21 protein-coding genes are annotated in these 21697 nt (G+C 65.5%); 18 read left to right on the plus strand and 3 right to left on the minus strand.

Annotated elements, in window-relative coordinates:
• Positions 1-33 precede the first annotated feature (33 nt).
• From hpnJ to CJU94_RS14340, 3 genes are all read left to right on the plus strand, one after another.
• Positions 34-1455: a hopanoid biosynthesis associated radical SAM protein HpnJ gene (hpnJ, locus tag CJU94_RS14330; RefSeq protein ID WP_095419241.1), complete on the plus strand. Its 1422-nt coding sequence runs from the start codon at positions 34-36 to the stop codon at positions 1453-1455.
• The gene (hpnI, locus tag CJU94_RS14335; RefSeq protein WP_095419242.1) at positions 1452-2612 is read left to right on the plus strand and encodes a bacteriohopanetetrol glucosamine biosynthesis glycosyltransferase HpnI; all 1161 of its coding nucleotides are present in this window, start codon (positions 1452-1454) and stop codon (positions 2610-2612) included. Before hpnJ ends, hpnI (CJU94_RS14335) begins: the two co-directional genes overlap by 4 nt.
• 103 nt (positions 2613-2715) lie before the next feature.
• Positions 2716-3711, plus strand: coding sequence for a flippase-like domain-containing protein (locus CJU94_RS14340; protein WP_095419243.1), 996 nt, complete (start codon positions 2716-2718; stop codon positions 3709-3711).
• 89 nt (positions 3712-3800) lie between these two features.
• Here CJU94_RS14340 and CJU94_RS14345 read toward each other — a convergent pair whose 3' ends face one another.
• A complete protein-coding gene (locus CJU94_RS14345; RefSeq protein WP_095419244.1) occupies positions 3801-5204 on the minus strand; it encodes an ATP-binding protein in 1404 nt (467 codons plus the stop codon).
• Positions 5201-5860: a response regulator gene (locus CJU94_RS14350; RefSeq protein WP_095419245.1), complete on the minus strand. Its 660-nt coding sequence runs from the start codon at positions 5858-5860 to the stop codon at positions 5201-5203. Before CJU94_RS14350 ends, CJU94_RS14345 begins: the two co-directional genes overlap by 4 nt.
• 329 nt (positions 5861-6189) lie before the next feature.
• On the opposite strand from CJU94_RS14350, the gene CJU94_RS14355 reads away from it, so the two are divergent.
• From CJU94_RS14355 to CJU94_RS14370, 4 genes are all read left to right on the plus strand, one after another.
• Entirely contained in the window at positions 6190-6540 is a 351-nt protein-coding gene (locus CJU94_RS14355) for a hypothetical protein (RefSeq protein WP_095419246.1), read from the plus strand.
• 12 nt (positions 6541-6552) lie between these two features.
• Positions 6553-7824: a bacteriohopanetetrol glucosamine biosynthesis glycosyltransferase HpnI gene (gene hpnI / locus CJU94_RS14360; RefSeq protein WP_095419247.1), complete on the plus strand. Its 1272-nt coding sequence runs from the start codon at positions 6553-6555 to the stop codon at positions 7822-7824.
• The gene (gene hpnK / locus CJU94_RS14365; RefSeq protein ID WP_095419248.1) at positions 7814-8638 is read left to right on the plus strand and encodes a hopanoid biosynthesis-associated protein HpnK; all 825 of its coding nucleotides are present in this window, start codon (positions 7814-7816) and stop codon (positions 8636-8638) included. Before hpnI (CJU94_RS14360) ends, hpnK begins: the two co-directional genes overlap by 11 nt.
• Before the next feature lie 262 nt (positions 8639-8900).
• Entirely contained in the window at positions 8901-9788 is an 888-nt protein-coding gene (locus tag CJU94_RS14370) for a ProQ/FinO family protein (RefSeq protein ID WP_095419249.1), read from the plus strand.
• A gap of 16 nt (positions 9789-9804) precedes the next feature.
• On the opposite strand, the gene CJU94_RS14375 is transcribed toward CJU94_RS14370, so the two are convergent.
• A complete protein-coding gene (locus tag CJU94_RS14375; RefSeq protein ID WP_095419250.1) occupies positions 9805-11157 on the minus strand; it encodes a TAXI family TRAP transporter solute-binding subunit in 1353 nt (450 codons plus the stop codon).
• A gap of 284 nt (positions 11158-11441) precedes the next feature.
• Between CJU94_RS14375 and CJU94_RS14380 the strand changes: the two genes are divergently transcribed.
• The 11 genes from CJU94_RS14380 (at position 11442) to CJU94_RS14430 (ending at position 21650) form a co-directional block, all read left to right on the plus strand.
• Entirely contained in the window at positions 11442-11921 is a 480-nt protein-coding gene (locus tag CJU94_RS14380; protein WP_208645317.1) for a DUF2946 domain-containing protein, read from the plus strand.
• Positions 11922-12026: 105 nt separating this feature from the next.
• Entirely contained in the window at positions 12027-12920 is an 894-nt protein-coding gene (locus tag CJU94_RS14385; protein WP_095419252.1) for a hypothetical protein, read from the plus strand.
• A 15-nt stretch (positions 12921-12935) separates the two neighbouring features.
• Entirely contained in the window at positions 12936-13334 is a 399-nt protein-coding gene (locus tag CJU94_RS14390) for a copper resistance CopC family protein (RefSeq protein WP_095419253.1), read from the plus strand.
• Positions 13335-13465: 131 nt separating this feature from the next.
• Entirely contained in the window at positions 13466-14521 is a 1056-nt protein-coding gene (locus CJU94_RS14395) for a HoxN/HupN/NixA family nickel/cobalt transporter (protein WP_095419254.1), read from the plus strand.
• 333 nt (positions 14522-14854) lie between these two features.
• On the plus strand, positions 14855-15913 hold the full coding sequence (locus tag CJU94_RS14400) for an NADH-quinone oxidoreductase subunit B family protein (RefSeq protein WP_095419255.1): 1059 nt from the start codon (positions 14855-14857) through the stop codon (positions 15911-15913).
• A gap of 52 nt (positions 15914-15965) precedes the next feature.
• The gene (locus CJU94_RS14405) at positions 15966-17780 is read left to right on the plus strand and encodes a nickel-dependent hydrogenase large subunit (RefSeq protein ID WP_095419256.1); all 1815 of its coding nucleotides are present in this window, start codon (positions 15966-15968) and stop codon (positions 17778-17780) included.
• Complete coding sequence (locus CJU94_RS14410) at positions 17777-18409, plus strand: NifU family protein (protein WP_095419257.1); 633 nt, start codon at positions 17777-17779, stop codon at positions 18407-18409. The genes CJU94_RS14405 and CJU94_RS14410 overlap by 4 nt, the downstream gene beginning before the upstream one ends.
• Positions 18406-19041 (plus strand): DUF5947 family protein, encoded by a 636-nt coding sequence (locus tag CJU94_RS14415; protein ID WP_208645318.1) that lies wholly within the window; start codon positions 18406-18408, stop codon positions 19039-19041. The genes CJU94_RS14410 and CJU94_RS14415 overlap by 4 nt, the downstream gene beginning before the upstream one ends.
• Complete coding sequence (locus CJU94_RS14420; RefSeq protein WP_095419258.1) at positions 19034-19693, plus strand: DUF6084 family protein; 660 nt, start codon at positions 19034-19036, stop codon at positions 19691-19693. Before CJU94_RS14415 ends, CJU94_RS14420 begins: the two co-directional genes overlap by 8 nt.
• Positions 19690-21102 (plus strand): hypothetical protein, encoded by a 1413-nt coding sequence (locus CJU94_RS14425; protein WP_095419259.1) that lies wholly within the window; start codon positions 19690-19692, stop codon positions 21100-21102. Before CJU94_RS14420 ends, CJU94_RS14425 begins: the two co-directional genes overlap by 4 nt.
• Positions 21099-21650, plus strand: a complete 552-nt coding sequence (locus CJU94_RS14430; protein WP_095419260.1) for a hydrogenase maturation protease — start codon at positions 21099-21101, stop codon at positions 21648-21650. Before CJU94_RS14425 ends, CJU94_RS14430 begins: the two co-directional genes overlap by 4 nt.
• Positions 21651-21697 lie beyond the last annotated feature (47 nt).

Below are 21697 nucleotides of genomic sequence, written 5' to 3' on the forward strand. Positions count from 1 at the left end.
GAAAGCGCCGATACAAGGCTTGCCGGAGCATCCATGAAAACCCTGTTCTTGCAGGCGCCGTCGTACGACGGCTTCGATGGTGGCGCGGGTTCGCGCTATCAGGCCAAACGCGAAGTCCGCTCATTCTGGTATCCGACGTGGCTTGCGCAACCCGCCGCGCTGGTGCCGGACAGCCGCGTACTCGACGCGCCCGCGGACGGCCTGTCCGTCGAAGCATCGCTGCACATTGCGCAGCAATACGATCTGGTAGTGATCCACACCAGCACGCCGTCCTTTCCCACCGACGCGCTGTTCGCCGAAGACCTGAAGAAGCGCAAACCGTCGATATTGATCGGCATGGTGGGCGCGAAGGTCGCCGTCGATCCCCACAATTCGCTGACGGCCACTGAAGCGATCGATTTCGTGTGCCGCGAAGAGTTCGACATTACGTGTCAGGAAGTCGCCGAAGGCAAGCCATTGGCGCAGATCAAGGGCCTCAGCTATCGCGCCGCGGACGGCTCGATCGAGCACAACGAGGCGCGTCCGATCCTCGAGAACATGGACGAACTGCCGTTCGTGGCGCCCGTCTACAAGCGCGACCTGAAGATCGAGAACTACTTCATCGGCTACCTGAAGCACCCGTACGTGTCCATCTACACGGGCCGCGGCTGCCGCTCCAAATGCACCTTCTGCCTGTGGCCGCAGACCGTGGGCGGCCATCGTTACCGCACGCGCTCGGTGGAGAACGTGCTGGCCGAAGTGAAGTGGATTCGCGACAACATGCCTGAAGTCAAGGAGATCATGTTCGACGACGACACCTTCACCGACTTCAAGCCGCGCGTCGAGGAAATCGCCCGCGGTCTTGGGCAGCTGGGCGTGACGTGGTCGTGCAACGCGAAGGCGAACGTGCCGTACTCGACGCTGAAGATCATGAAGGAAAACGGCCTGCGCCTGCTGCTGGTCGGCTACGAGTCGGGCGACGACCAGATCCTGCTGAACATCAAGAAGGGTTTGCGCACGGACATCGCGCGCCGCTTCAGCGACGATTGCCGCAAACTCGGCATCAAGATTCACGGCACCTTCATTCTCGGTCTGCCGGGCGAGACGCAGGACACGATCCAGAAGACGATCGAGTACGCCAAGGAGATCAACCCGCACACCATTCAGGTGTCGCTCGCCGCGCCGTATCCGGGCACGACGCTGTACAACCAGGCGGTCGAAAACGGCTGGCTCGAAGAGAACAAGGTGATCAACCTGGTCAGCAAGTCGGGGGTGCAGCTCGCGGCGATCGGCTATCCGCATCTGTCGCGCGACGAGATCTACCATCAGCTCGAAAATTTCTACAAGCGTTTCTATTTCCGGCCCTCGAAGATCTGGGAAATCCTGCGCGAGATGCTCACGAGCTGGGACATGATGAAGCGGCGCCTGCGTGAAGGCGTCGAATTCTTCCGGTTCCTGCGCGCCCGCGAGGCGTGAGCGCCGTGCATCTGGTCGCCGTCACGCTGGCCTGCGCGTGTGCGGCGGCCGCGGTTCTCGGCATCGGCTATACCGCGCTCGCCGGCGCACTGATCGGGCGGTTCTTCGCCCGGGCGGTGTCCGAGCCGAGCGACTTCGTGCCGGTCACGATCGTCAAACCGCTGCACGGCACTGAGTGGGCGCTGCTCGACAATCTCTCCAGCTTCTGCCGGCAGGACTATCCGGGTCCGGTGCAGTTTCTGTTCGGCGTGCACGACCCGGCCGATCCCGCGCTGCAAACCGTCGAAGAGTTGCGGCGTCTCCATCCCGAAGCGCACATCACCATGGTGGCCGATACGCGTCTCTATGGGCCGAACCGCAAGATCAGCAACATCCTCAATATGCTGCCGCAGGCGCGTCACGACGTGCTCGTCTTCGCCGACAGCGACGTGAGCGTCGGTCCGGACTATCTGCGCAATGTGATCGGCGAATTGCAGAAGCCCGGTGTGGGGCTCGTCACCTGCGCGTATCGCGGACAGCCCGATCCCGGTTTCTGGCCGCGCCTGTCGGCCAAGGCGACCAACTACCAGTTTCTGCCGGGCGTCGTCACCGGCCTCGCGCTCGGGCTCGCACGCCCGTGTTTCGGCCAGACCATCGCGATGCGGCGCGATACGCTCGAGAACATCGGCGGCTTGACGCCGTTCGTGCGGCATCTGGCGGAAGATCACGCCATCGGTGAAGCGGTGCGCCTGAGTGGCGAGAAGGTGGTGATCCCGCCGTTTACCATTTCGCATGCCTGCGTCGAATCGAGCGCGGCGCAATTGATCGAGCATGAACTGCGCTGGAGCCGCACGATCCGCCGCATCGATCCGCTCGGCCATGTCGGCTCGGCGCTGGTTCATCCGTTCGCGTTCGCGCTGCTCGCGGTGATCTTTTCGGCGGGCAGCGGGTGGGCGTGGGGGCTCGCGCTGGCCGCCATGTGCGCGCGGTTCGCCCTGAAGCTGTTGTCCGATCGCGCGTTGAAGCAGGCGTATCGCGACCTGTGGCTGCTGCCATTATGGGATATCGTATCGTTTTCGATTTTCGTCGCGAGCTTCTGGTCGTCGCGGGTGATCTGGCGAGGCTTCAGCTTCAAGGTGGACGGCGACGGCCTGTTGACGGCGGCGCAGGACGAATGACGGATGAAGGGCAGCCAGGATCGGCAATGATGGGTCGTTTTTTTCAAACAGCTTTTGAACCCGGGGCAACGCGCCTGACGCTCACGCGCGAGGTGCCCGCGTGATGAAGCACCTCGGCCGCGTGGCCGCGCTGGCCGGCTTGCTGGTGTCGCTCTGGCTCGTCTGGCAGGACAATCCCGGCGCCGTGCTCGGCGCGCTACGCGCGGCCGGCGCCGGACTGCTGCTGGCCGCGCTCGCCCACGTGCTGCCGATGCTCGCCAATGCCTGCGACTGGCGTTTGCTGATTCGCGGCGCGAACCGTCCCGGCGTGTTGCAGATGCTGCACCTCGTGTGGGTGCGCGAATCGGTCAATAGCATGCTGCCGGTGGCGCGCATCGGCGGGGAAGTGGTGTCGTATCGCATGCTCAGGCGCTGGGGCGTGCGGCCGTCCACGGCGGTGGGCAGCATCATCGTCGATATGCAGCTCACGGTGATCAGCCAGTTGCTGTTCACGATGGTCGGCATCGGCTTCCTGTTCGCGCATGCGCATTCCGACACGCTGCGCCTTGCCGGGCAACTCGCGTGGGGCGTGGTGGTGCTCACGCCGCTCCTCGTGCTGTTCGCGCTCGTGCAGCACGCCAGTCCGTTCGAGCGCATCACCCGCACGCTCAATCATATGACGAGCGGCAAGCTTGCCGCGCTGGTCGGGCAGTCGGCGCAGATCGATCAGGCCATCAAGCTGATCTGGCGCCGGCGGGGCGCGGTGCTGCGCTATCTGTTCTTCTGGCAGCCGCTGCAGTGCTTCCTCACGTCGCTGGAAATCTGGCTGGCGCTGTACTTTCTCGGCGTGCATGTCACGCTCGTCGAAGCGGTGGTGATCGAGTCGCTGATCCAGGCGATCAGCAGCGCGGCCTTCTTCGTGCCGGGCGGGCTCGGCGTGCAGGAGGGCGGCTTCATTCTGATCGGCGGCGCGCTCGGCCTCGACCCCTCCACCTGTCTCGCGCTGGCCGGCGCGCGGCGCATTCGCGACCTCGTGATGTTCGTGCCGGGGCTGATCGCGTGGCAGTTCGCGGAGTCGTCGAATCGGGCGCCTCAGCGGGCCTTCGAGCGCTCGCCTTAGCCGGTTCGAACGGCGAGCGCCCAAGTTGGCGCGGCGAATGGACGAGCGCGGGGCCTCCGCCGCCCGGCCTAAGCCCGGCCGCAGTCTCCTCAGCTCACCTGTGCATAGGCGGGAAACGAGACCTCGACCGTGAGGCCCCGCTCGCCGATACCCGCGCCCAGTCGCAGGCTCGCACCGAAATGCTCGGCGATCCGCGCGACGATGGACAGCCCCAGGCCGCTGCCGGTGGCCTGAGTGCCGGTCGCGCGGAAAAAACGATTGGTCAGACGGTCGAGATCGTGCGGCGCAACGCCAGGGCCGTCGTCGCGCACGCTCACCCGCACGCGGTCTTCGGCATGCTGCACCGCGACTTCGATGCTGCCGCCGGCGCGCCCGTACTTGATCGCGTTATCGAGCAGATTGTCGAGCAGGATGCCGATCAGCACGGGCTCCGCGCTGATCTCCGCGCGCATGTCGCCCTTGAGCATCACGTGGATGTTCTTCTGCTGGGCATTGCGTTCGTTGGCGAGCAGCGCGTCTTTCGCCACCGCGGCGGGTTTGAGCGGCGCCGTCGACATTTTTTCGTGCGCGTCCAGCCGCGCGAGCAGCAGCAACTGCTCCGCGAGCCGCGCGCTGCGATCGACCCCTTGCACCACGCGCTCCATGGCGAGCCGCTGCCGCGCGCCGTCCATCTCGGCCAGCGCCACCTGTGCCTGCACCTTGATCGCGGCCAGCGGCGTTTTCAGCTCATGGGCGGCGTCGGCGGTGAACGCGCGCTCGCGCTCCAGCGAGTGCAGCAAGCGCGCCAGGAGCTGATTGATCGCGTCGACGAGCGGGCGCACCTCGGTCGGCGAGCGGCCGATATCCACCGGTTCGAGCCGGTTCACGCCGCGCGTACGGATCGCGCGCGACAGCACCCCGAGCGGCGCGAGGCTCCAGCCGATGCTCAGCCACACCAGCACCGCCAGCACGGGCAGCGCGATCAGCGTGGGGCGCGCGATCCGGCTCGCGACGCCGCTCACCAGGTCGCTGCGCGTGTTGGCGGGTTCGAAGACGCGCACGGTGTGGCCGAGCAGGGTGTCACGCAAGGTGAACGAGTGATACATCTGGCCGCCCAGCGTGATGTCCTGCGCGCCGCTCACGGCCGGCACCGGCAGATCCCACGCGTCGAGTGCATGCAATTGCGGGCTGCCCGCCAGCACTTCGCCGCGCGGGCCGCGCACCTGAAACAGTGCGTCGCGCGGCAGCGAGTCGTCGTCGTCGCTGTCGTTGGCGCCGGGCTCACCGCCTTTTTCTTCTTCGCGCACGTCGATGCGTGCGTTGGCGAGCGTGGTCAGATTGCGTTCATCGAGCAGCGCGAGTATCTGCGCGAGTTCGGCGAGCCGCGCCCCTTCCCATTCGCTCACTTCGCGTACGGCCTGACGATAGCTGGACACGAGCGCAATGCCCCACATCAGCACGATGCTGGCGAGAACCAGCAGCATGAGGCGCCGACGGATCGACGCGCCGATCATTCCTTCTCCACCACGTAGCCGATATTGCGCACGGTCTTGATCAGCTTCGCGCCGAGTTTCTTGCGCAGATTGGACACGTGCACCTCGATGGCGTTGCTCTCGATTTCCTCCTGCCAGCCATACAGGCTCTCTTCGAGACGCGAGCGCGACTGCGGAATGCCCTGGTTGGTCAGCAACTGCATGAGGATCGCCCATTCGCGCGAGGTGACCGGCACGCGCTTCGTGCCCACTTCGACGGTTTGCGCGGTCGGATTGATGGTCAGGTCCTGATAGCGGATCTGCTCGACGCTGCGGCCTTGCGCGCGGCGCAGCAAGGCCCGGCAGCGGGCGATCAGTTCCGTCAGATCGAATGGCTTGCCCATGTAGTCGTCGGCGCCCGCTTCGAGGCCGCCGACCCGGTCGACCACCGTGCCCCGGGCGGTCAGCACCAGCACCGGCACGTCCTTACCCGAATCGCGCAGCCGTTTCAGCAGTTCCGTGCCCGATACGCGAGGTAAACCGAGATCGAGCACCACCAGCGCATACGCGGTGGTGTCGAGCGCGAGACCGGCCTTGTGGCCGTCGCGGGCCCAGTCGACTGTGAAGCCGGCTTGACGCAGTCCCGCTTCGACACCGCAGCCGATCAGGTCGTCGTCTTCTACGAGGAGTACACGCATAGCTCCGTTGATTCCATTCGATGATTTTTGCATGGCGGCCGGCAGGGTGGGGCAAGGGCCGAACCGCAACCCAAAGCTTACCCATGCCGTCCCTAACCCGCTTTATACGCCTTCTTTCTTAAGGTTTCCTTCAGCTTGACTCGCTACTATCGGCCCTCAACAGATCAGGGTCGCAGCGCCATTGCGGGCAGGCGGCGTCGGGTCTGTCCTCACATCATTGCAGTTCAATCGTAAGCATATCGATGAGATGCACAGTCGGTGCTGGTTGAGACCGACTGCTCGCGCCGGTGCAAGGCGTCGTGCATTTCGTCAGGCAACCAGACTCCGTCATGAAGCCAGTCACCGTCGACATGCTGCGCGCCCACCTGATGGTGGCTTCGCTCACGGCCATGGGCGCCGAGGTGCTGGTATGCCTCGGACTGCTGTTGCTGCCGGTTTCCCGGTACGCCTTCGGTTCAACGTCGTTCCGCTTGCTGGCCGTCGCGGTGATCGTCAGCGGCGTGATCGTGACGCGCCACGTCGCCCATCTCGCCTTCGAATTCGCGCTGCGAGGACATTACGCATCAGGCGGCGGCCGGCCCGCGCAGTCTGTCGCGATCGCCTCGAACTGTCCGCGGCGTTGGCTCGTGATTCTGCATCTGCGCCTGGCAGGCAGACCGTTCGAGCTCGCTGAGCACTGACGGCATTGGACGATGGCGGCGCACGCATTGACGGCATGCCAATGGCTTCTGTTCACCGGCTGCGCCGGCGCGTCGCTTTATGCGTTGTTCGCGGCAGTCGCGATGCCGTTTTTCGCCACGCGTGGCGTAGCGGGTAGTCCCGCTCAGCGCGCCTTGCGAAACTCTCCCGCGCCGCATCCTTTCTCGCACGTCGGGGTTAGCGTGCTCAAGCCGCTGTGCGGCGCCGAGCCGCGGCTCTACGAAAATCTGCAGACCTTCTGCGAGCAGCGCCATCGCTATTTCCAGCTCGTGCTCGGCGTGTCTTCGCCGGACGATCCCGCCATTGCCGTCGTCCGCCGTCTGCAGGCGGCTTATCCATTGCACGACATCGAACTCGCGATCGACACGCGCGTGCACGGCAGCAATCTCAAGGTCAGCAACCTGATCAACATGGCGGAGCGGGCTCGCCATGACGTGATCGTGATTGCCGACAGCGACATCGCCGTCGAAGCCGATTATCTCGACAGCGTGGCCGCGCCGCTCGCGGATCCGCGCGTCGGCGTGGTCACGTGTCTTTACGTGGCGCAAGGGGTTGGCGGCTTCTGGCCGCGCGTCGGCGCGCTCTTCATCAACGAATGGTTCGCGCCGTCGGTGCGCGTCGCGCACGCGGCCGGCTCGCGCCGCTTCGGCTTCGGTGCGACGCTCGCGTTGCGGCGCGCGACGCTCGAGCGCATCGGCGGTTTCGAGGCGCTGAAAAACTGTCTCGCGGACGATTACTGGCTGGCCGAACACGTACGCGCGCTCGGCCTGCAAACGGTGCTCTCGCGCGTGATCGTCGCGACCGACGTGATCGAGCCGACCTTTTCCGCCCTATGGCAGCGCGAAACGCGCTGGCTGCGCACGATCCGCTCGGTGAATCCACTGGGCTTCGCCTTCCTCTTCATCACCTTTCCCACCCCCTGGCTGCTGATCGGCGCGTGGCTCAGCGCCGGCCCCGCGGGCAATGGGGCCGACGCGTTCCACCCGTGGGCCGCGCTCACGAGCGCCACCGGCACGGCGCTCGGACTGGCTGCGCGTTTGCTGATGCATTGGCGCTCCGCGCGCCATGGGCGTACCTTCTGGCGCGATCTGCCGCTCGTGCCGCTGCGTGACGCGCTGCTGGCGTTGCAATGGCTGGCCGGCGCATTCGGCTCGCATGTGATGTGGCGCGGCGCGCGGGTCCCCGTGGAGAGCGCCACGTCGACGGCGCCACGAAAAGGCGCGCTGAACGTGATGGATGTCATGGAAGCGTCCGATGGCGGCTAGACCACGCGGACTGATCGTGACCGCCGACGATTTCGGCCTGCACACGCGGGTGAATGAGGCGGTCGAGCGCGCGCATCGCGACGGCGTGCTGCGCGCCGCGAGCCTGATGATCGGCGCGCCGGCCGCAGGCGACGCGGTGGCGCGCGCGCGGGCCTTGCCGCAGCTGCGGGTCGGTCTGCATCTGGTGCTGGCCGACGGCGACGCGATCGCGCCGCGCGAGCGGATTGCGGCACTGGTCGACGAGCATGGCCGCTTCGGCAGCAACATGGTGCGCGACGGGGCGAGGTTCTTTTTCCTGCCGCATGTGCGCAGGCAGCTTGCGCGGGAGATTCGCGCGCAGTTCGAGGCTTTCGCGAAAACCGGCTTGAGCCTCGATCATGTCAACACCCACAAGCATTTTCATTTGCACCCGACGGTGCTCGGCCTGATTCTGGAGATCGGCCGCGAGTACGGGATGAAGGCCATGCGCTTGCCGTTCGAAGCGAACGCGCCGCGCTGGTTGCGGCCGTGGATCGCGCGGGTCGAGGCGCGTCTGGATCGCGCGGGCATCGCGCATAACGATTACGTGGTGGGGATCGCGCAGAGCGGCCGGATGGACGAAGCGGCGTGGCTTGCGGCGCTCGCCGATCTGCCTCACGGCGTGGGGGAGATTTATTGCCATCCCGCGGTGGCGGGGGAACGGGCGTTGAGCGACGGCATGCGGGATTACCGGCATGAGGCGGAGCTGCAGGCGCTGTTGTCGGCAAAGGTCGCCACGGCGATTCGCCGCGCCGGGGTGCGGCTCGGCGGCTTTGGCGACGTGTTGGCGCGCTAGCGGAACACCGGTTCGCCCGCTTGCACGATATCGTGCCGTTTTGCCGCGCGCGTGGCCGAAGTGTCTCCGAAATGTGCGATGAAATACTGAATTTGCTCGAGGTTCATGGAGCGCGGAAACGGGCGCGGGGCGCGCGAAACGCGGCGCCTGACCGGCGCGCGCCGCGCCCTTGGGGCAGCCCGCGCGGCGGGGCTCGGCGCATCGTCGCGAGCGTGTCTCTTTACGCTGCTACAATCTCGTCTTTCTCGATCGATTGTGCGCTATGGGTTTCGAACAACTCGCTGAACTGAAGAAGCAACTGGCCGCGGCTCGCGGCGAGGCTGCGCCCGCCGCCAGGTCCGGCGCCAAGCCTGCTTCGAAGGACGCTTCCAAGCCGGCTTCGAAAGATGCTTCCAAGCCGGGCGCGAGGCCTGCCCGCAAGCCCGCGCCGCCGCGCCGTGCCGCGCCCGCAGCCGGGTCCGGCGCCAAGCCGGCCGCGGACGCCAGGCCGGCCGTGGATGCGAAGCCGGCCGTGGATGCGAAGCCGGTTGACCCGGTGGTGAAATCGATCGGGCGGCTGCAGAAGCGCTTCCCCGTTGCTTTCCCCAAGAATCCGGCGCCCAAGCTGCCGCTGAAGGTCGGTATTTTTGAAGACCTCATGGTGCACGCGAAAGAACTGTCGCTGAGCGAAACCGAATTGCGCGACGCGATCAAGACGTGGTGCCGTGGCAGCCGCTACTGGAAATGTCTCGTCGAAGGCGCGGCTCGCGTCGACCTGACGGGCGCCGAGGCGGGCAAGGTCACGGCGCAGGAAGCGGCCGGCGCGCAGCGTCTGCAGGCGCATCGGGCAGGCAAGGGCGCGAAGGCGGCCGGCGCGGCGAGTGTAACGGCAAATTCAACTGCAAGCGCAACTGCAAATGCGGGCGCCGAGGCAGCCACGCAAGCCACCACCGGGGCAGCGCAAGCGCAGGCCGAAGCGCCTAATGCTCCGGCCGAGGCAGCCGTTGTGTCAGCAGCCGCAGCGGCCTCCCAAGGCGGCGAAGCGGGCAATCCGCAAGCCGGCTCGGCGGATACGCCGGCTGAGCGCGTCACCGCGGAGCAAACCGCTCACGAAGCCGCTCACGAAGCCGCCGCGGAACCGGCCAGCACGCCAGCCCCCCGCGAAGCGTAAAACCCGCCACCCCGGCCTAGGGGTGGCCGCCTTGCCGCGCCGCAGCCCCTAGCCGGCTGCGCACGAAGCCGACGTGTTCGCGCAGCACATAGAACGCGTCGGCGTAAGCGAGCGGCATGCGCAGCCGATTCAACGAATCCTCGATCTGATCCAACTCCGCGAAGAGCCGCCTGCGCTCCTCGTCGGTCGAATCGGCGAGCGCGCCGCGTTCGATCGCAATCAGCGAACCATAATAGCGATAGATGCGCGAGCGCACCCGCCAACGGTAGAGCGCCGGAATCAGGCGCATGGCCGGGAACAGCAGCACTGCCATCGGCAGCAGCAGAACGAGCGTGCGGTCGCCGATGCTCGCCAGCCAGAAAGGCAGCATGCGGTAGAGAAAGCTCTTGCCCGTCCTGTAATAGCGCTGCGCGTCCTCGCTGATCTGATAGTCGCGCGCGACCGGACTCGGGAACTGCCCCGCGCGCTGCAATAGCCCCGGCATGCCATGCACTTCCTGCGCTGCTTCGATCAGCAGGTCGGAGATGGCCGGATGCAGCGTGTTGCGGGCCACCAGTTCGACGGTCGGGCTGATCAGATGCACCGTTTCAGGCGGAATCCTGCGCTTCAGATCCAGCACGCCGGCCGGCAGGTCGATCTCGTCCAGATACGGAAAGAGCCGCGCATAGGCGCTTGCCTCGGCGAAGTTCATGACCGACACGCCGGGCACCCTGAGCAGGCGCAGCATCAGGCCGCGAGTCGCGGAATCGCCGTTCAGGATCGCCGCGTCCACTTCGCCCGTGACCAACTGCGTGGCGGCCTGCAAGCCGTCGGTCGGGACCAGTACGGTGCTGCCGCCCGGCTCGATGCCATTGGCATCGAGCAGTTTGAGCGCGAGGAGCCGCGTGCCGCTGCCTTCGCGGCCCACCGCGATCCGTTTGCCTTCCAGTTGCGACAACTGGCTCAGGCCCGTGCCGCGATAGAACACCACCACCGGGATATAGAACACGCTGCCGAGCGATATCAGCGACGACGTATTCAGGCCGTCGGCCGCGCCGCCTTGCACTAGGGCGATGTCGACGTGCTGCTTCGGATCCAGCAGACGGTGCAGGTTCTGCACGGAGCCGTCGGACTCCTGCACGTTCAGCTTGATGCCATTGCGAGCAAGGATTGTCCTGTATTGATTCGCGGCGACGAAGAACGAGCTGTCGTGCGGGCCGGCGCTCATGGTGATCGTTCTGGGCGGCGCCGGATCGATCACCCACACGATCAGCGTGACCATGAGCGCGATGACCGCGGCCACGGCGATATAAGGCACCATGTGATCGCGCCACTCGGCATGGGGTGGTTCGCCGGAGAACTGCGGGGGACGCGGGCGCTGCGCTTTCATGGATACTCCATGCCGGGAGCCGGGATGATTGCATTGTCCACTGTCCGCGGGGCGTTTGCCGTCGGCAGTTTGCTCTATTGACCGGGTGCGCGCGCGGTTTGCGCTGTGCGGTGATGCGCATGGGTTCGACGGGAGCGGGGCGGCCCATGCCAGGCGTTCAAGGAGCGGGCGCGGCGCGCGTAGCGGGTCGCTGAAGTGCGCGGCATAACGGGCGCCTCGGCAGGTGGAATACGCCGTGACCGTGGCATAATCCGCGACAGCTTTCCTTCTGTCGCGGGCGCATCGTGAGTCGTTTCTATCGGAAGATCGGCAGTTGGCTGGGATTGTTCGCGATCCTGATGGCCACGCTTGCCCCGACGATCTCGCATACGCTCGCCACCCGCGGCGATGAAGGCGCCATGTCGGGCGAGCATTGCGATATGCCGTCGATGGCGTCCATGGGTTCGATGGACTCCATGCCCGCGATGAATGCGCCGCATGCGATGCCCGCGATGCAGGAAGACGCACCGCATGCGTCATCGCTCACATCCAGCCCGCCCGACCAAACCGGCAACGACCCCACGCACCACACCGCCATGTCCGATGGCGACGCCTGCGGCTATTGCAGCCTGCTTGCCCACATGCCCGTCGTGCCGAGCGTCGAGGGGCTGTTCGTCGTCACCGTCCGTACGTTGCAGCACACCGTCGCGACGCGCTTCGAGAGCGTGCGCCGTGTCGAACCGCTCACCTTCGCGCAGCCCCGCGCTCCTCCGTTCGCATCCTGATCCGAGTCATCACGCGCGATGCATCGAGTGCATCGCCGTGGCCGCCGCACGTCTTCACCAAGCGTGCGCGCCGGCCTTGTTACGACCCATCAAACAGGATGAATCATGTTTACCCAGACAACGCGCAGCGGGAAACCGCCGCGCGCGACGGCGCTCGTCGCGGCCGCCAGCGTTTTGTTGTGTGCGCCTTCGCTCGCCGGTGCCCACGCGATTGCGGGCAATCGCATTTTCCCCTCGACGATGGCCGTCGACGACCCCGGCGTCGGCGACGAGGCCAACCTTGAATTCGGCCATCAACGCGTGGCGGGCGAGAACGGCGACCAGAGCATCAACACCTTCGACTTCGAGTACGACAAGCTGATCACGCCGCGGCTCGCGCTCTCCGTGGACGGCAGCTATGCGATGCAAAACAATCCGCGGGCGCGCGGCTTCGACAATTTCGGCGTGGGCCTGAAGTACCTGCTGTACGTCAACGACGCGCACGAGTTCATGACCTCGATCGGCGTGAATGCCGAACTCGGCGGCACGGGCAGCCGCGCGATCGCCGACAACTTCTCGACAATCTCGCCCACCGTGTACGCCGGCAAGGGCATGGGCGATCTGCCCGAGGCGCTCGCGTATCTGCGCCCGCTCGCCATCACGGGTGAAGCGGGGCCGGCGCTGACGACCGGCGCGGGACAGCCGAACGCATTCAACTACGGCTTCACGGTGCAATACAGCTTGCCGTATCTGCAGCAGCACGTGCGCGATGTCGGTCTGCCGCGGCCGTTCGCGAATCTGATTCCGCTGGTGGAGATTCCGCTGTCGCGCAGCCAGGGGCAGACGACCGGCACGGTCAATCCGGGTTTTATCTGGATCAATCGTTATGGGCAGTTCGGCGTGGAGGCGCAGATCCCCATCAATCGTGCGAGCGGCTCGCACGTGGGCATTCTGGTTCAGACGCATATCTTCTTCGACGATGTCGCGCCGACGACGATCGGCAAACCTCTATTCCAGTAAAAGCAGAGGCTCATAATGAATATGAAAAACACGCTCAGAAACCCGCGTCGCAGCGGTATGCGCGCAGCCATAAAACTGGCGGCGCTGCTCGCCGGTTTCGCGGTGGCGAGTCTTGCCTTCGCCCATGTCTTCCCGCAGAAGCAGGAGCCGGGAGCGGGCGCGACGGTGGCTTCGCCCGCGCAGGTGCGGGTGACTTTCGACGGGCCGCTCGAAGCGGCGTTCAGTACGCTGACGGTGACCGACGCGAGCGGCAAGCAGGTCAACACGCAGAAAGCCGCGGTCGACGAACATCAACCGGCGCAGATCGCCGTGCCGTTGCCGCCGCTCGCCGCGGGTCACTACACGGTGCATTGGGTGGCCGTCGCTTCGGACGGACATCGCACGCACGGCGACTATGCGTTCAACGTGAAGTAGCCGCCAGCGCGCACACGCTGCGCCATCCATCGCGCGATGGCGCAGCGCCTGAAAAGGTCTATCATCGACGACACGCAACGCGCGCCCGGCTGTGCAACGCAGCGGCCTTTCGGCTTGCGGGAGAAGACCACATGGCGGAGTTCGTGAAGGCGTTCCCCAGCGCGGCCGTCGGCCACCATCGAAGGCGCGTCGTCTGGCTGTACGCGTCACTGCTGGCATTCAACGTCGCCGCCTGGGCCGCCGCTTTCATCGCGTTTCGCGGCTATCCGCTGTTGATGGGCTCCTGTCTGCTCGCTTACTCGTTCGGCCTGCGGCACGCGGTGGATGCGGACCACATCGCCGCCATCGACAACGTGACGCGCAAGCTCATGCAGTGCGGCGAGCGCCCGCTGACGGCAGGGCTGATGTTCTCGCTCGGCCATTCCACCATCGTCGTACTGGCGACACTCGGCATTGCCGTCTCCGCGATGGCACTGCAATCGCGCCTGAGCGGATTCAGGGAAACGGGCGCGCTGATCGGCACGCTGGTGTCGACGTTCTTCCTGTTCGCCATCGCATTGCTGAACCTCGTCGTGCTGCGCTCCGCGCTGCAAGCGTTGCGGCGGGTGCGCCGTGGCGAGCGTTGCGTCGACGAAGACCTCGACCTGCTGCTCGCCAATCGCGGCTTTCTCTCGCGCCTGTTCCGGCCGCTGTTGCGCCTCATTACGCGCAGCTGGCACATGTACCCGCTGGGGTTTCTGTTCGGACTCGGTTTCGATACCGCAACCGAAGTCGGCGTGCTCGGCATCTCCGCGGCGGGCGCCGCGCAAGGCATGCCGGTCTGGTCGATTCTCGTGTTTGCGGTGCTGTTTACGGCAGGCATGGCGCTGATCGACACCACCGACAACATCCTCATGCTGGGCGCCTACGGTTGGGCCTTCGTCAAGCCCGTGCGCAAGCTGTACTACAACCTCACGATCACGGCGATGTCGGTGCTGGTGGCGCTGCTGGTCGGCAGCATAGAAGGTCTCGCGCTGGCGGCCGACAAGCTGCATCTGAGTGGCGGATTCTGGCAGACGGTGGCGGTTCTCAACGATCACTTCGGCATACTCGGCTATGCGATCGTCGGCGTGTTCGCGGGCGCATGGATCCTGTCCGCGGCGGTCTACAAATGGCAGCGCCTGGATGAAGTGGAAATCCGTTCGTGATTGCGGCGCTATTGCACTTGAAGGGGCAGTACGTTCCAGGGCTATCGTCAGAGAATTGAACGGCGCGCGCAACCGTTATCGCAGGGCGCGAAGTCGCGTGGGCAAGCCATGAAAGCTGGGTTATTCCGTATCGCTGACCTATACTCGAAAAAGTTTTTCGGGCTCATCGCGGTGGGCATCACTCGAACTAAAACATGCAGCAAATCCGATCTTTTTTTGGCCGCCCTCGCGCGGATTTCTTCCGATCGCTTGCTGGAAACGTGACTGCCGTGCACGCTCGCCACGTATCTTTTGCCTGCACCAAAAAGAACGTGAACGCAGTGGAGACACATCATGGCAGAAGCAGACAACGTCCCCTATGGGCGTAAGACTCAGCACGCGCCGGCTCTGAAGGAAGTGCACATCATCTGGATTACCGCGGGCCTCGGCTGCGACGGCGATTCGGTATCGATCACCGCGGCGACCCAGCCGAGCATCGAGGACGTGATTCTCGGCGCGATTCCGGGTTTGCCGAAAGTGCATTTACACAATCCGGTGCTGGCGTATGAGAACGGCGACGAGTTTCTGAAACCGTTTCATCAGGCCGCGCGTGGCGAACTGGAAGACTTCGTGCTGGTGATGGAAGGCTCGATTCCCAACGAGCGCATCAATCGCGAGGGGTATTGGGCCGCGTTGGGCACCGACCCCGATACGGGCGACCCGATCACGATTCCGCAATGGCTCGACCGGCTCGCGCCACGCGCGCTGGCGGTGGTCGGCGCGGGCACCTGCGCGACCTATGGCGGCATTCACGCGATGCAAGGCAACCCGACCGGCTGCATGGGCCTTGCCGATTATCTCGGCTGGGACTGGAAGTCGAAAGCGGGTCTGCCGATCGTCAACGTGCCGGGATGTCCGGTGCAGCCGGACAACTTCATGGAAACGCTGCTCTATCTGCTGTATCAACTCGCGGGCCTCGCGCCGATGATTCCACTGGACGACGCGTTGCGGCCGAAGTGGCTATTCACCCGCACCGTGCACGACGGTTGCGACCGCGCCGGTTCGTACGAGCAGGCGATCTTCGCGACCGAATACGGCAGCCCCAATTGCATCGTCAAGCTCGGCTGCTGGGGGCCGGTCGTGCAATGCAACGTGCCCAAACGCGGCTGGATGGCGGGCATGGGCGGTTGTCCGAACGTAGGCGGGATCTGCATCGGCTGCACCATGCCGGGCTTTCCGGACAAGTTCATGCCGTTCATGGACGAGCCGCCCGGCGCGGTGTTGTCGTCGAATCTGATCAGGAGTTATGGCCCGCTGATTCGCAGCTTGCGCAAGCTGACCAGGAACACGCTCAACGACGAGCCGAAATGGCGTCACAACCGTTCAGAACTCACCACGGGTTACCGTCGCTGACCGGGCGCAGCGCGTAGACAGTGTCGTCAGCATCGTCTGCAGGGAGAAGGTCATGGCCGTGAGCACCGCACCTGAAGCGACCTCCAGCACCCAGCCAGCGCCGGGCAAGCTGGTCGAAATGAATTGGGATCCGATTACGCGGATCGTCGGCAGTCTGGGGATTTATACCAAGATCGATTTTGCGAACCGCCGGGTGGCGGAGTGCTACAGCACGTCGTCGATCTTTCGCGGCTACAGCATTTTCATGAAGGGCAAGGACCCGCGCGACGCGCATTTCATCACGAGCCGCATTTGCGGCATCTGCGGCGACAATCACGCCACCTGCTCGGTCTACGCGCAGAACATGGCTTACGGCGTGAAGCCGCCGCCGATCGCCGAGTGGATCGTCAACCTCGGCGAAGCGGCCGAATACATGTTCGATCACAACATCTTCCAGGACAACCTGGTGGGCGTGGACTTCTGCGAGACGATGGTCAAGGAGACCAATCCGGGCGTGTGGGCCAAGGCGCAGAAAACGCCCGCGCCGAACGCGGACAAGCACGGCTATCAAACCATCGCGCAGATCATGAGCGCGCTCAATCCGTTTACCGGCGAGTTCTACCGCGAAACGCTGATGGTGAGCCGCTACACGCGCGAAATGTTCTGCCTGATGGAAGGGCGCCACGTGCACCCGTCGACGCTTTATCCCGGCGGCGTGGGCACCGTGCCCACCATTCAGCTCTTCACCGACTACATCACGCGTTTGATGAGATACGTGGAGTTCATGAAGAAGGTCGTGCCGTTGCACGACGATCTGTTCGACTTCTTCTACGAGGCCTTGCCCGGCTACGAGGAAGTGGGGCGGCGCCGTGTCCTGCTCGGCTGCTGGGGCTCGTTTCAGGACCCGAACGTGTGCGACTACAACTACAACACCATGACGCAATGGGGCCGCGGCATGTTCGTCACGCCGGGCGTGGTGGTGGACGGCGAACTGGTCACGACCGACCTCGTCGACATCAACCTGAATATCCGCATCCTGCTCGGCAGTTCCTATTACGACGACTGGGATCACGAAGAGACCTTCGTAAAGAACGACCCGCTCGGCAATCCGGTGGACCGTAAGCATCCGTGGAATCAGACCACGCTGCCGCATCCGCAGAAGCGCAAATTCGACGGCAATTACACGTGGGTCATGTCGCCGCGCTGGCTCGACACACGCACGGGCGACCACCTCGCGCTCGACACCGGCGGCGGCCCGATTGCGCGCCTGTGGGCCACGGCGTTGGCGGGGCTGGTCGATATCGGCTATATCAAGGCGACCGGCCACAGCGTGAAGATCTATTTGCCGAAGACCGCGCTCAAGCCCGAGGTGGAATTCGAATGGAAGATTCCGAAGTGGAGTAACGCGCTCGAACGCAATCGCGCGCGCACCTATTTTCAGGCTTATTCCGCCGCGGCGGCATTGTATTTCGCCGAGCAGGCGCTCGCCGAATTGCACGCGGGCCGCACGCGCACCTTCAGCGATTTCACGGTGCCCGAAGAAGGCATCGGCTGCGGTTTCCATGAGGCGGTGCGTGGCGTGCTCTCGCATCATCTCGTAATTCGCGACGGCAAGATCGCCAATTATCATCCGTATCCGCCTACGCCGTGGAACGCCAATCCGCGCGATATCTACGGCACGCCCGGACCCTATGAGGACGCGGTGCAGAACACGCCGATCTTCGAAGAAAACGGGCCCGACCGATTCAAGGGCATCGACATCATGCGCGCGGTGCGCAGCTTCGATCCCTGCCTGCCGTGCGGCGTGCATATGTACGTGGGCAACGGCAGGACGATCGACACTTCGCATTCGCCGACCTTCGGCGTGATGCAGGGAGCGCACAGATGAGCGAGCAGTGCGCGGTGGCCGCCCAGCAACGCCGCATCGAGGAACTGATTGCGGCGCTGGAAGCGCTCGACGATCCGCCCGCGCGCGCGAGCGCTCAGGAACTGCTGCAGGTGGTGCTCGATCTGCACACGAACGGGCTCGCGCGTCTGATGGAAATCGTTTCCTCTGCGGGCGCGCTGGACAATGCCATGATCGAAGCGTTCGAGCGCGATGCGGGCGTCTCGGCAATGCTGCTGCTGCACGGTTTGCATCCGCAGGCGTTGCCGACGCGCGTGGCGCGCGCGGTGGAGAAGTTGCGGCCGCTGCTCGGCGTGCAGGGCGTCCGGATCGAACTGCTCGACGCCGCGGAAGAAGCGGTGCGCGTGAAAGTATCGGGCCGCCTGGAGGGCCCGCACAACTCGGTCGGCGAATTGCAGCAGGTAATCGAGCATGCCCTTTTCGAAGCGGCGCCCGAGGCAATACGCGTCGACATTGCAGGGTTGCAGGACGTCAACGTGCATGAGCTGCGTTTCGTGCCTGGTGGACAGACAGGACCCGCAGAACCCGCAGTACCCGCAGTACCCGCAGTACCCGCAGTACCCGCAGGACGCACCGAGGTTGCCAGCCGGACCGAGGCCGGCACGCAATGATGCCGGCCGCGACGGCGCGCGGCTGGGTCGCGGGCGTGCGCCATTTCGTGCGCCAGGCCGGCGACACGCATTGCGAGCTATGCGGCGCGCTGCTGCTGGCCGACCATCCTCATCTGTTCGAAACCGCGCAGCGGCGACTGTATTGCTGCTGCCGGACCTGCGCGCTGTTGTTCGGCAGTCAGCAGAACGCGCGCTATCGCCCTGTGCCGCGCGACGCGCATTATCTCGACGGCTTCCGCATGAGCGATGCGCAGTGGGACGCGCTGGCGATACCCATCGACATCGCGTTCTTCTTTCACGACAGTTCGGCGCAGCGCATCGTCGCGCTGTATCCCGGACCGGCGGGCGGCACGCAGTCGCTGCTGGAGCTACGGGCGTGGGACGAACTCGTCGCCGGCAATCCGTGGCTCGCGCAACTGGAGCCCGACGTCGAAGCGCTGCTCGTGAACCGCAGCGCAGGCGCGCGCGAGTATTACCGCGTGCCGATCGACCAATGCTACGCACTGACCGGCGTGATTCGCGCGCGCTGGCGCGGGGTCTCGGGCGGCCGGCAGGCGTGGGACTCGATTCATCGTTGCTTCGCGGCGCTCAAGGCGCATGGCCGCGTGCCGGAGGGTTTGCTCCATGCCTGATCTCGAATTCACTGTCGAGTCGGCGGAAGTGGTGCGGCTCGCCGCTGCACCGCTGCTGATGTTCAAGCTGCGTATCGTAGATACGTCCGCGGACCGGTCGGCGCGCGGCGAGATCGCCAGCATCACGTTGCAATGCCAGATCCAGATCGAGGCCACCAGGCGCCGCTACACGCCGGCGGAGCAGTATGGCCTCGAAGACCTGTTCGGCAGTCCACCGCGCTGGGGCGAGACGTTACGCACGCTGCTGTGGACGCATACGTCGGCGGTGGCGCCGCCCTTTACCGGCGAATGCACGCTCGATCTGCCCGTGCCGTGCAGCTACGACTTCAACGTAGCCGCCACCCGTTATTTTCACGGACTCGAAGACGGCGAGATTCCGCTGATGCTGCAGTTCAGCGGCACGGTGTTCTATCGCGAGGGCGACGGCGCGTTGCAGGTCGCGCCGATTCCGTGGCACAAGGAGGCGGCGTACCGGCTGCCGGTGGCGTTGTGGCGCGAGATGATGGCGCGCTATTACCCGAACGGCACGTGGCTATGTTTGCATCGCGACGTGTTCGATCGCCTGTCGCGCTTTAAAACCCGGCAGGGGCTCACGAGTTGGGAGCAGGCGATCAGCAGCCTGCTCGACAAGCTCGAGGAGGACATATCGTGAACGCGGTGCAAAGCGTGGTGCAGGCGGTGCTGTACGAAGGCTACATGCTGTATCCGTACCGGCCGACTTCCGTGAAGAACCGGCAACGCTGGACTTTCGGCGGCGTTTATCCGCGCGCTTATGCGGAGGCGTCGGGCAGTGATCCGTGGGTGACGCAGAGCGAGTGTCTCCTGCGGGGCGACGAACAGACGCGCGTGGCGGTGCGGCCCGGTCTCCTGCAGGTGATCGAGCGTACCGTGCTGGCGCTCCCGGAGAGCGCCGCCGTGCGGCCGGAGCCGGGCGAGCCGGTGTGGCGCACGGTGCCCGTGCTCGAGATCGACGAGCGGCGCTATACGCCGTGGCAGGAAGCGGCTGAACGGCACATTGCGTTGCCCGTGCTCGCGCTGGGCGAATTGCTGCAAGCCCCGCGCGACATTCCCTTCGCATTCGATGCCGGCAACGAACTCGAACTGCTGGCGGACCGGCACGGCACGCTGCGCGGCGCGTTGCGCCGCACGCGCGCGTCTCTGCAGGGCCGTGTCGAAATGAGCGCGGCGAGCGTGACGGGCGGCGTCTACCGGTTGAAGGTGCGGATCGTCAACGAGACGCCGCTCGATCATGCGCGCAGTCTCACGCGCGAGGCCGCTTCGCTCTATGCGCTGGTGTCGTGCCACACCGTGCTGAGCGTCGAGCGCGGCACATGGATCTCGTCGATCGATCCACCCGACGAGCTCGCGGCGGCGTGCGCCGCGTGCCGCAATATCGGCGTGTGGCCGGTGCTGGTCGGCGATGAACAGCAGCCCGACACCATGCTGGCCTCGCCGATCATTCTGTACGATTTTCCGCAGATCGCGCCCGAAAGCGCCGGCGATCTGTTCGACGCAACGGAGATCGACGAGATTCTCACGCTGCGCATTCTCACCATGACGGACGAAGAAAAGCGCGAGATGATCGCCACCGACGAGCGCGCCCGCGCGTTGCTCGCGCGCACCGAAGGTCTCGGCGCCGGGCAGATGCAGAAGCTGCACGGCACCTTGCGCCAGGTGCGCGCGCTCGACGCGGCGAGCGTGAGCGCGTGCGTCCCGGTGGCGCGCAGCGCCATGCCCGTCTCGCCGTGGGCCGACCTCGACGCGCGGCCGCATCTGGCCTGCGTGCGGGTCGCGGGCGTGGAGATCCGCACGGGCGATCACGTGCGCTTGCGGCCGCGCGGGCGCGCGGACATCTTCGATATCGCGTTGAGCGGCATGGTCGCGACAATCGAATCGATCGAACGCGATTTCGACGACCACGTGCATGTGGCCGTGACCATCGACGACGACCCCGGCAAGGACTTCGGCATGCAACGCATGCCGGGGCATCGGTTCTTCTTCGGCCCGGATGAGATCGAGCCGCTCGGCCAGGCTTGCGGCGATCGGCGGGGACTTGCATGAGCGCCATTCTGGTGGCCGGCATCGGCAACGTGTTTCTCGGCGACGACGGCTTCGGCGTCGAAGTGGTGCGGCGTTTGCAGGCGCAGCTGGCCGCGGGCGAATGGCCGGCACTCGCGGGGCAGGTCGACGTGGCGGACTTCGGCATTCGCGGCGTCGATCTGTGTTACGCGCTGCTCGACGGCGTGCAGAGCGCGATCCTGATCGACGCGACCCAGCGCGGCGGCGCGCCCGGCACGCTGTACGTGATCGAGCCATGCATCGAAGAGCCGGTTGGCGCGGCACGCGGCGATCCCTACGCCGTGCCGATCCTGATGTCGCCGCATGAGATGGATCCGGCCAGCGTGCTGCAAACCGTGCGGATGGTGGGCGGCGCATGCGAAGACATCGTCGTGCTCGGTTGCGAGCCGCAGGATTTCGGTTGTGAGGATGGCGAAGAAGGGCGCATGAGTTTGAGCCGCCCCGTGGCGGCGGCGGTGGAGCACGCGGCCGAAGTGGTGGTGCGGCTCGTGACGGCGAGGCTGGCTCAGCACACCGCGCGCGTGGCCTGAGCCGCCGGGCGCACCCCGGCGCCGGCAGGCGGACGATGTGAAACGAC

The sequence above is a fragment of the Paraburkholderia aromaticivorans genome, from assembly GCF_002278075.1.
GTDB classification, from domain to species: domain Bacteria; phylum Pseudomonadota; class Gammaproteobacteria; order Burkholderiales; family Burkholderiaceae; genus Paraburkholderia; species Paraburkholderia aromaticivorans.

What these genes read in the sequence shown, in the direction of transcription:
- CJU94_RS14430 (WP_095419260.1), top strand. Translation starts at nt 21,099, where the DNA reads ATGAGCGCCATTCTGGTGGCCGGCATCGGCAACGTGTTTCTCGGCGAC.
- CJU94_RS14410 (WP_095419257.1), top strand. Translation starts at nt 17,777, where the DNA reads ATGAGCGAGCAGTGCGCGGTGGCCGCCCAGCAACGCCGCATCGAGGAA.
- CJU94_RS14415 (WP_208645318.1), top strand. Translation starts at nt 18,406, where the DNA reads ATGATGCCGGCCGCGACGGCGCGCGGCTGGGTCGCGGGCGTGCGCCAT.
- CJU94_RS14420 (WP_095419258.1), top strand. Translation starts at nt 19,034, where the DNA reads ATGCCTGATCTCGAATTCACTGTCGAGTCGGCGGAAGTGGTGCGGCTC.
- hpnJ (WP_095419241.1), top strand. Translation starts at nt 34, where the DNA reads ATGAAAACCCTGTTCTTGCAGGCGCCGTCGTACGACGGCTTCGATGGT.
- CJU94_RS14385 (WP_095419252.1), top strand. Translation starts at nt 12,027, where the DNA reads ATGTTTACCCAGACAACGCGCAGCGGGAAACCGCCGCGCGCGACGGCG.
- CJU94_RS14355 (WP_095419246.1), top strand. Translation starts at nt 6,190, where the DNA reads ATGAAGCCAGTCACCGTCGACATGCTGCGCGCCCACCTGATGGTGGCT.
- CJU94_RS14390 (WP_095419253.1), top strand. Translation starts at nt 12,936, where the DNA reads ATGAATATGAAAAACACGCTCAGAAACCCGCGTCGCAGCGGTATGCGC.
- hpnK (WP_095419248.1), top strand. Translation starts at nt 7,814, where the DNA reads ATGGCGGCTAGACCACGCGGACTGATCGTGACCGCCGACGATTTCGGC.
- CJU94_RS14345 (WP_095419244.1), bottom strand. Translation starts at nt 5,204, where the DNA reads ATGATCGGCGCGTCGATCCGTCGGCGCCTCATGCTGCTGGTTCTCGCC.
- CJU94_RS14405 (WP_095419256.1), top strand. Translation starts at nt 15,966, where the DNA reads ATGGCCGTGAGCACCGCACCTGAAGCGACCTCCAGCACCCAGCCAGCG.
- CJU94_RS14375 (WP_095419250.1), bottom strand. Translation starts at nt 11,157, where the DNA reads ATGAAAGCGCAGCGCCCGCGTCCCCCGCAGTTCTCCGGCGAACCACCC.
- CJU94_RS14350 (WP_095419245.1), bottom strand. Translation starts at nt 5,860, where the DNA reads ATGCGTGTACTCCTCGTAGAAGACGACGACCTGATCGGCTGCGGTGTC.
- CJU94_RS14395 (WP_095419254.1), top strand. Translation starts at nt 13,466, where the DNA reads ATGGCGGAGTTCGTGAAGGCGTTCCCCAGCGCGGCCGTCGGCCACCAT.
- CJU94_RS14340 (WP_095419243.1), top strand. Translation starts at nt 2,716, where the DNA reads ATGAAGCACCTCGGCCGCGTGGCCGCGCTGGCCGGCTTGCTGGTGTCG.
- CJU94_RS14370 (WP_095419249.1), top strand. Translation starts at nt 8,901, where the DNA reads ATGGGTTTCGAACAACTCGCTGAACTGAAGAAGCAACTGGCCGCGGCT.
- CJU94_RS14400 (WP_095419255.1), top strand. Translation starts at nt 14,855, where the DNA reads ATGGCAGAAGCAGACAACGTCCCCTATGGGCGTAAGACTCAGCACGCG.
- hpnI (WP_095419247.1), top strand. Translation starts at nt 6,553, where the DNA reads ATGGCGGCGCACGCATTGACGGCATGCCAATGGCTTCTGTTCACCGGC.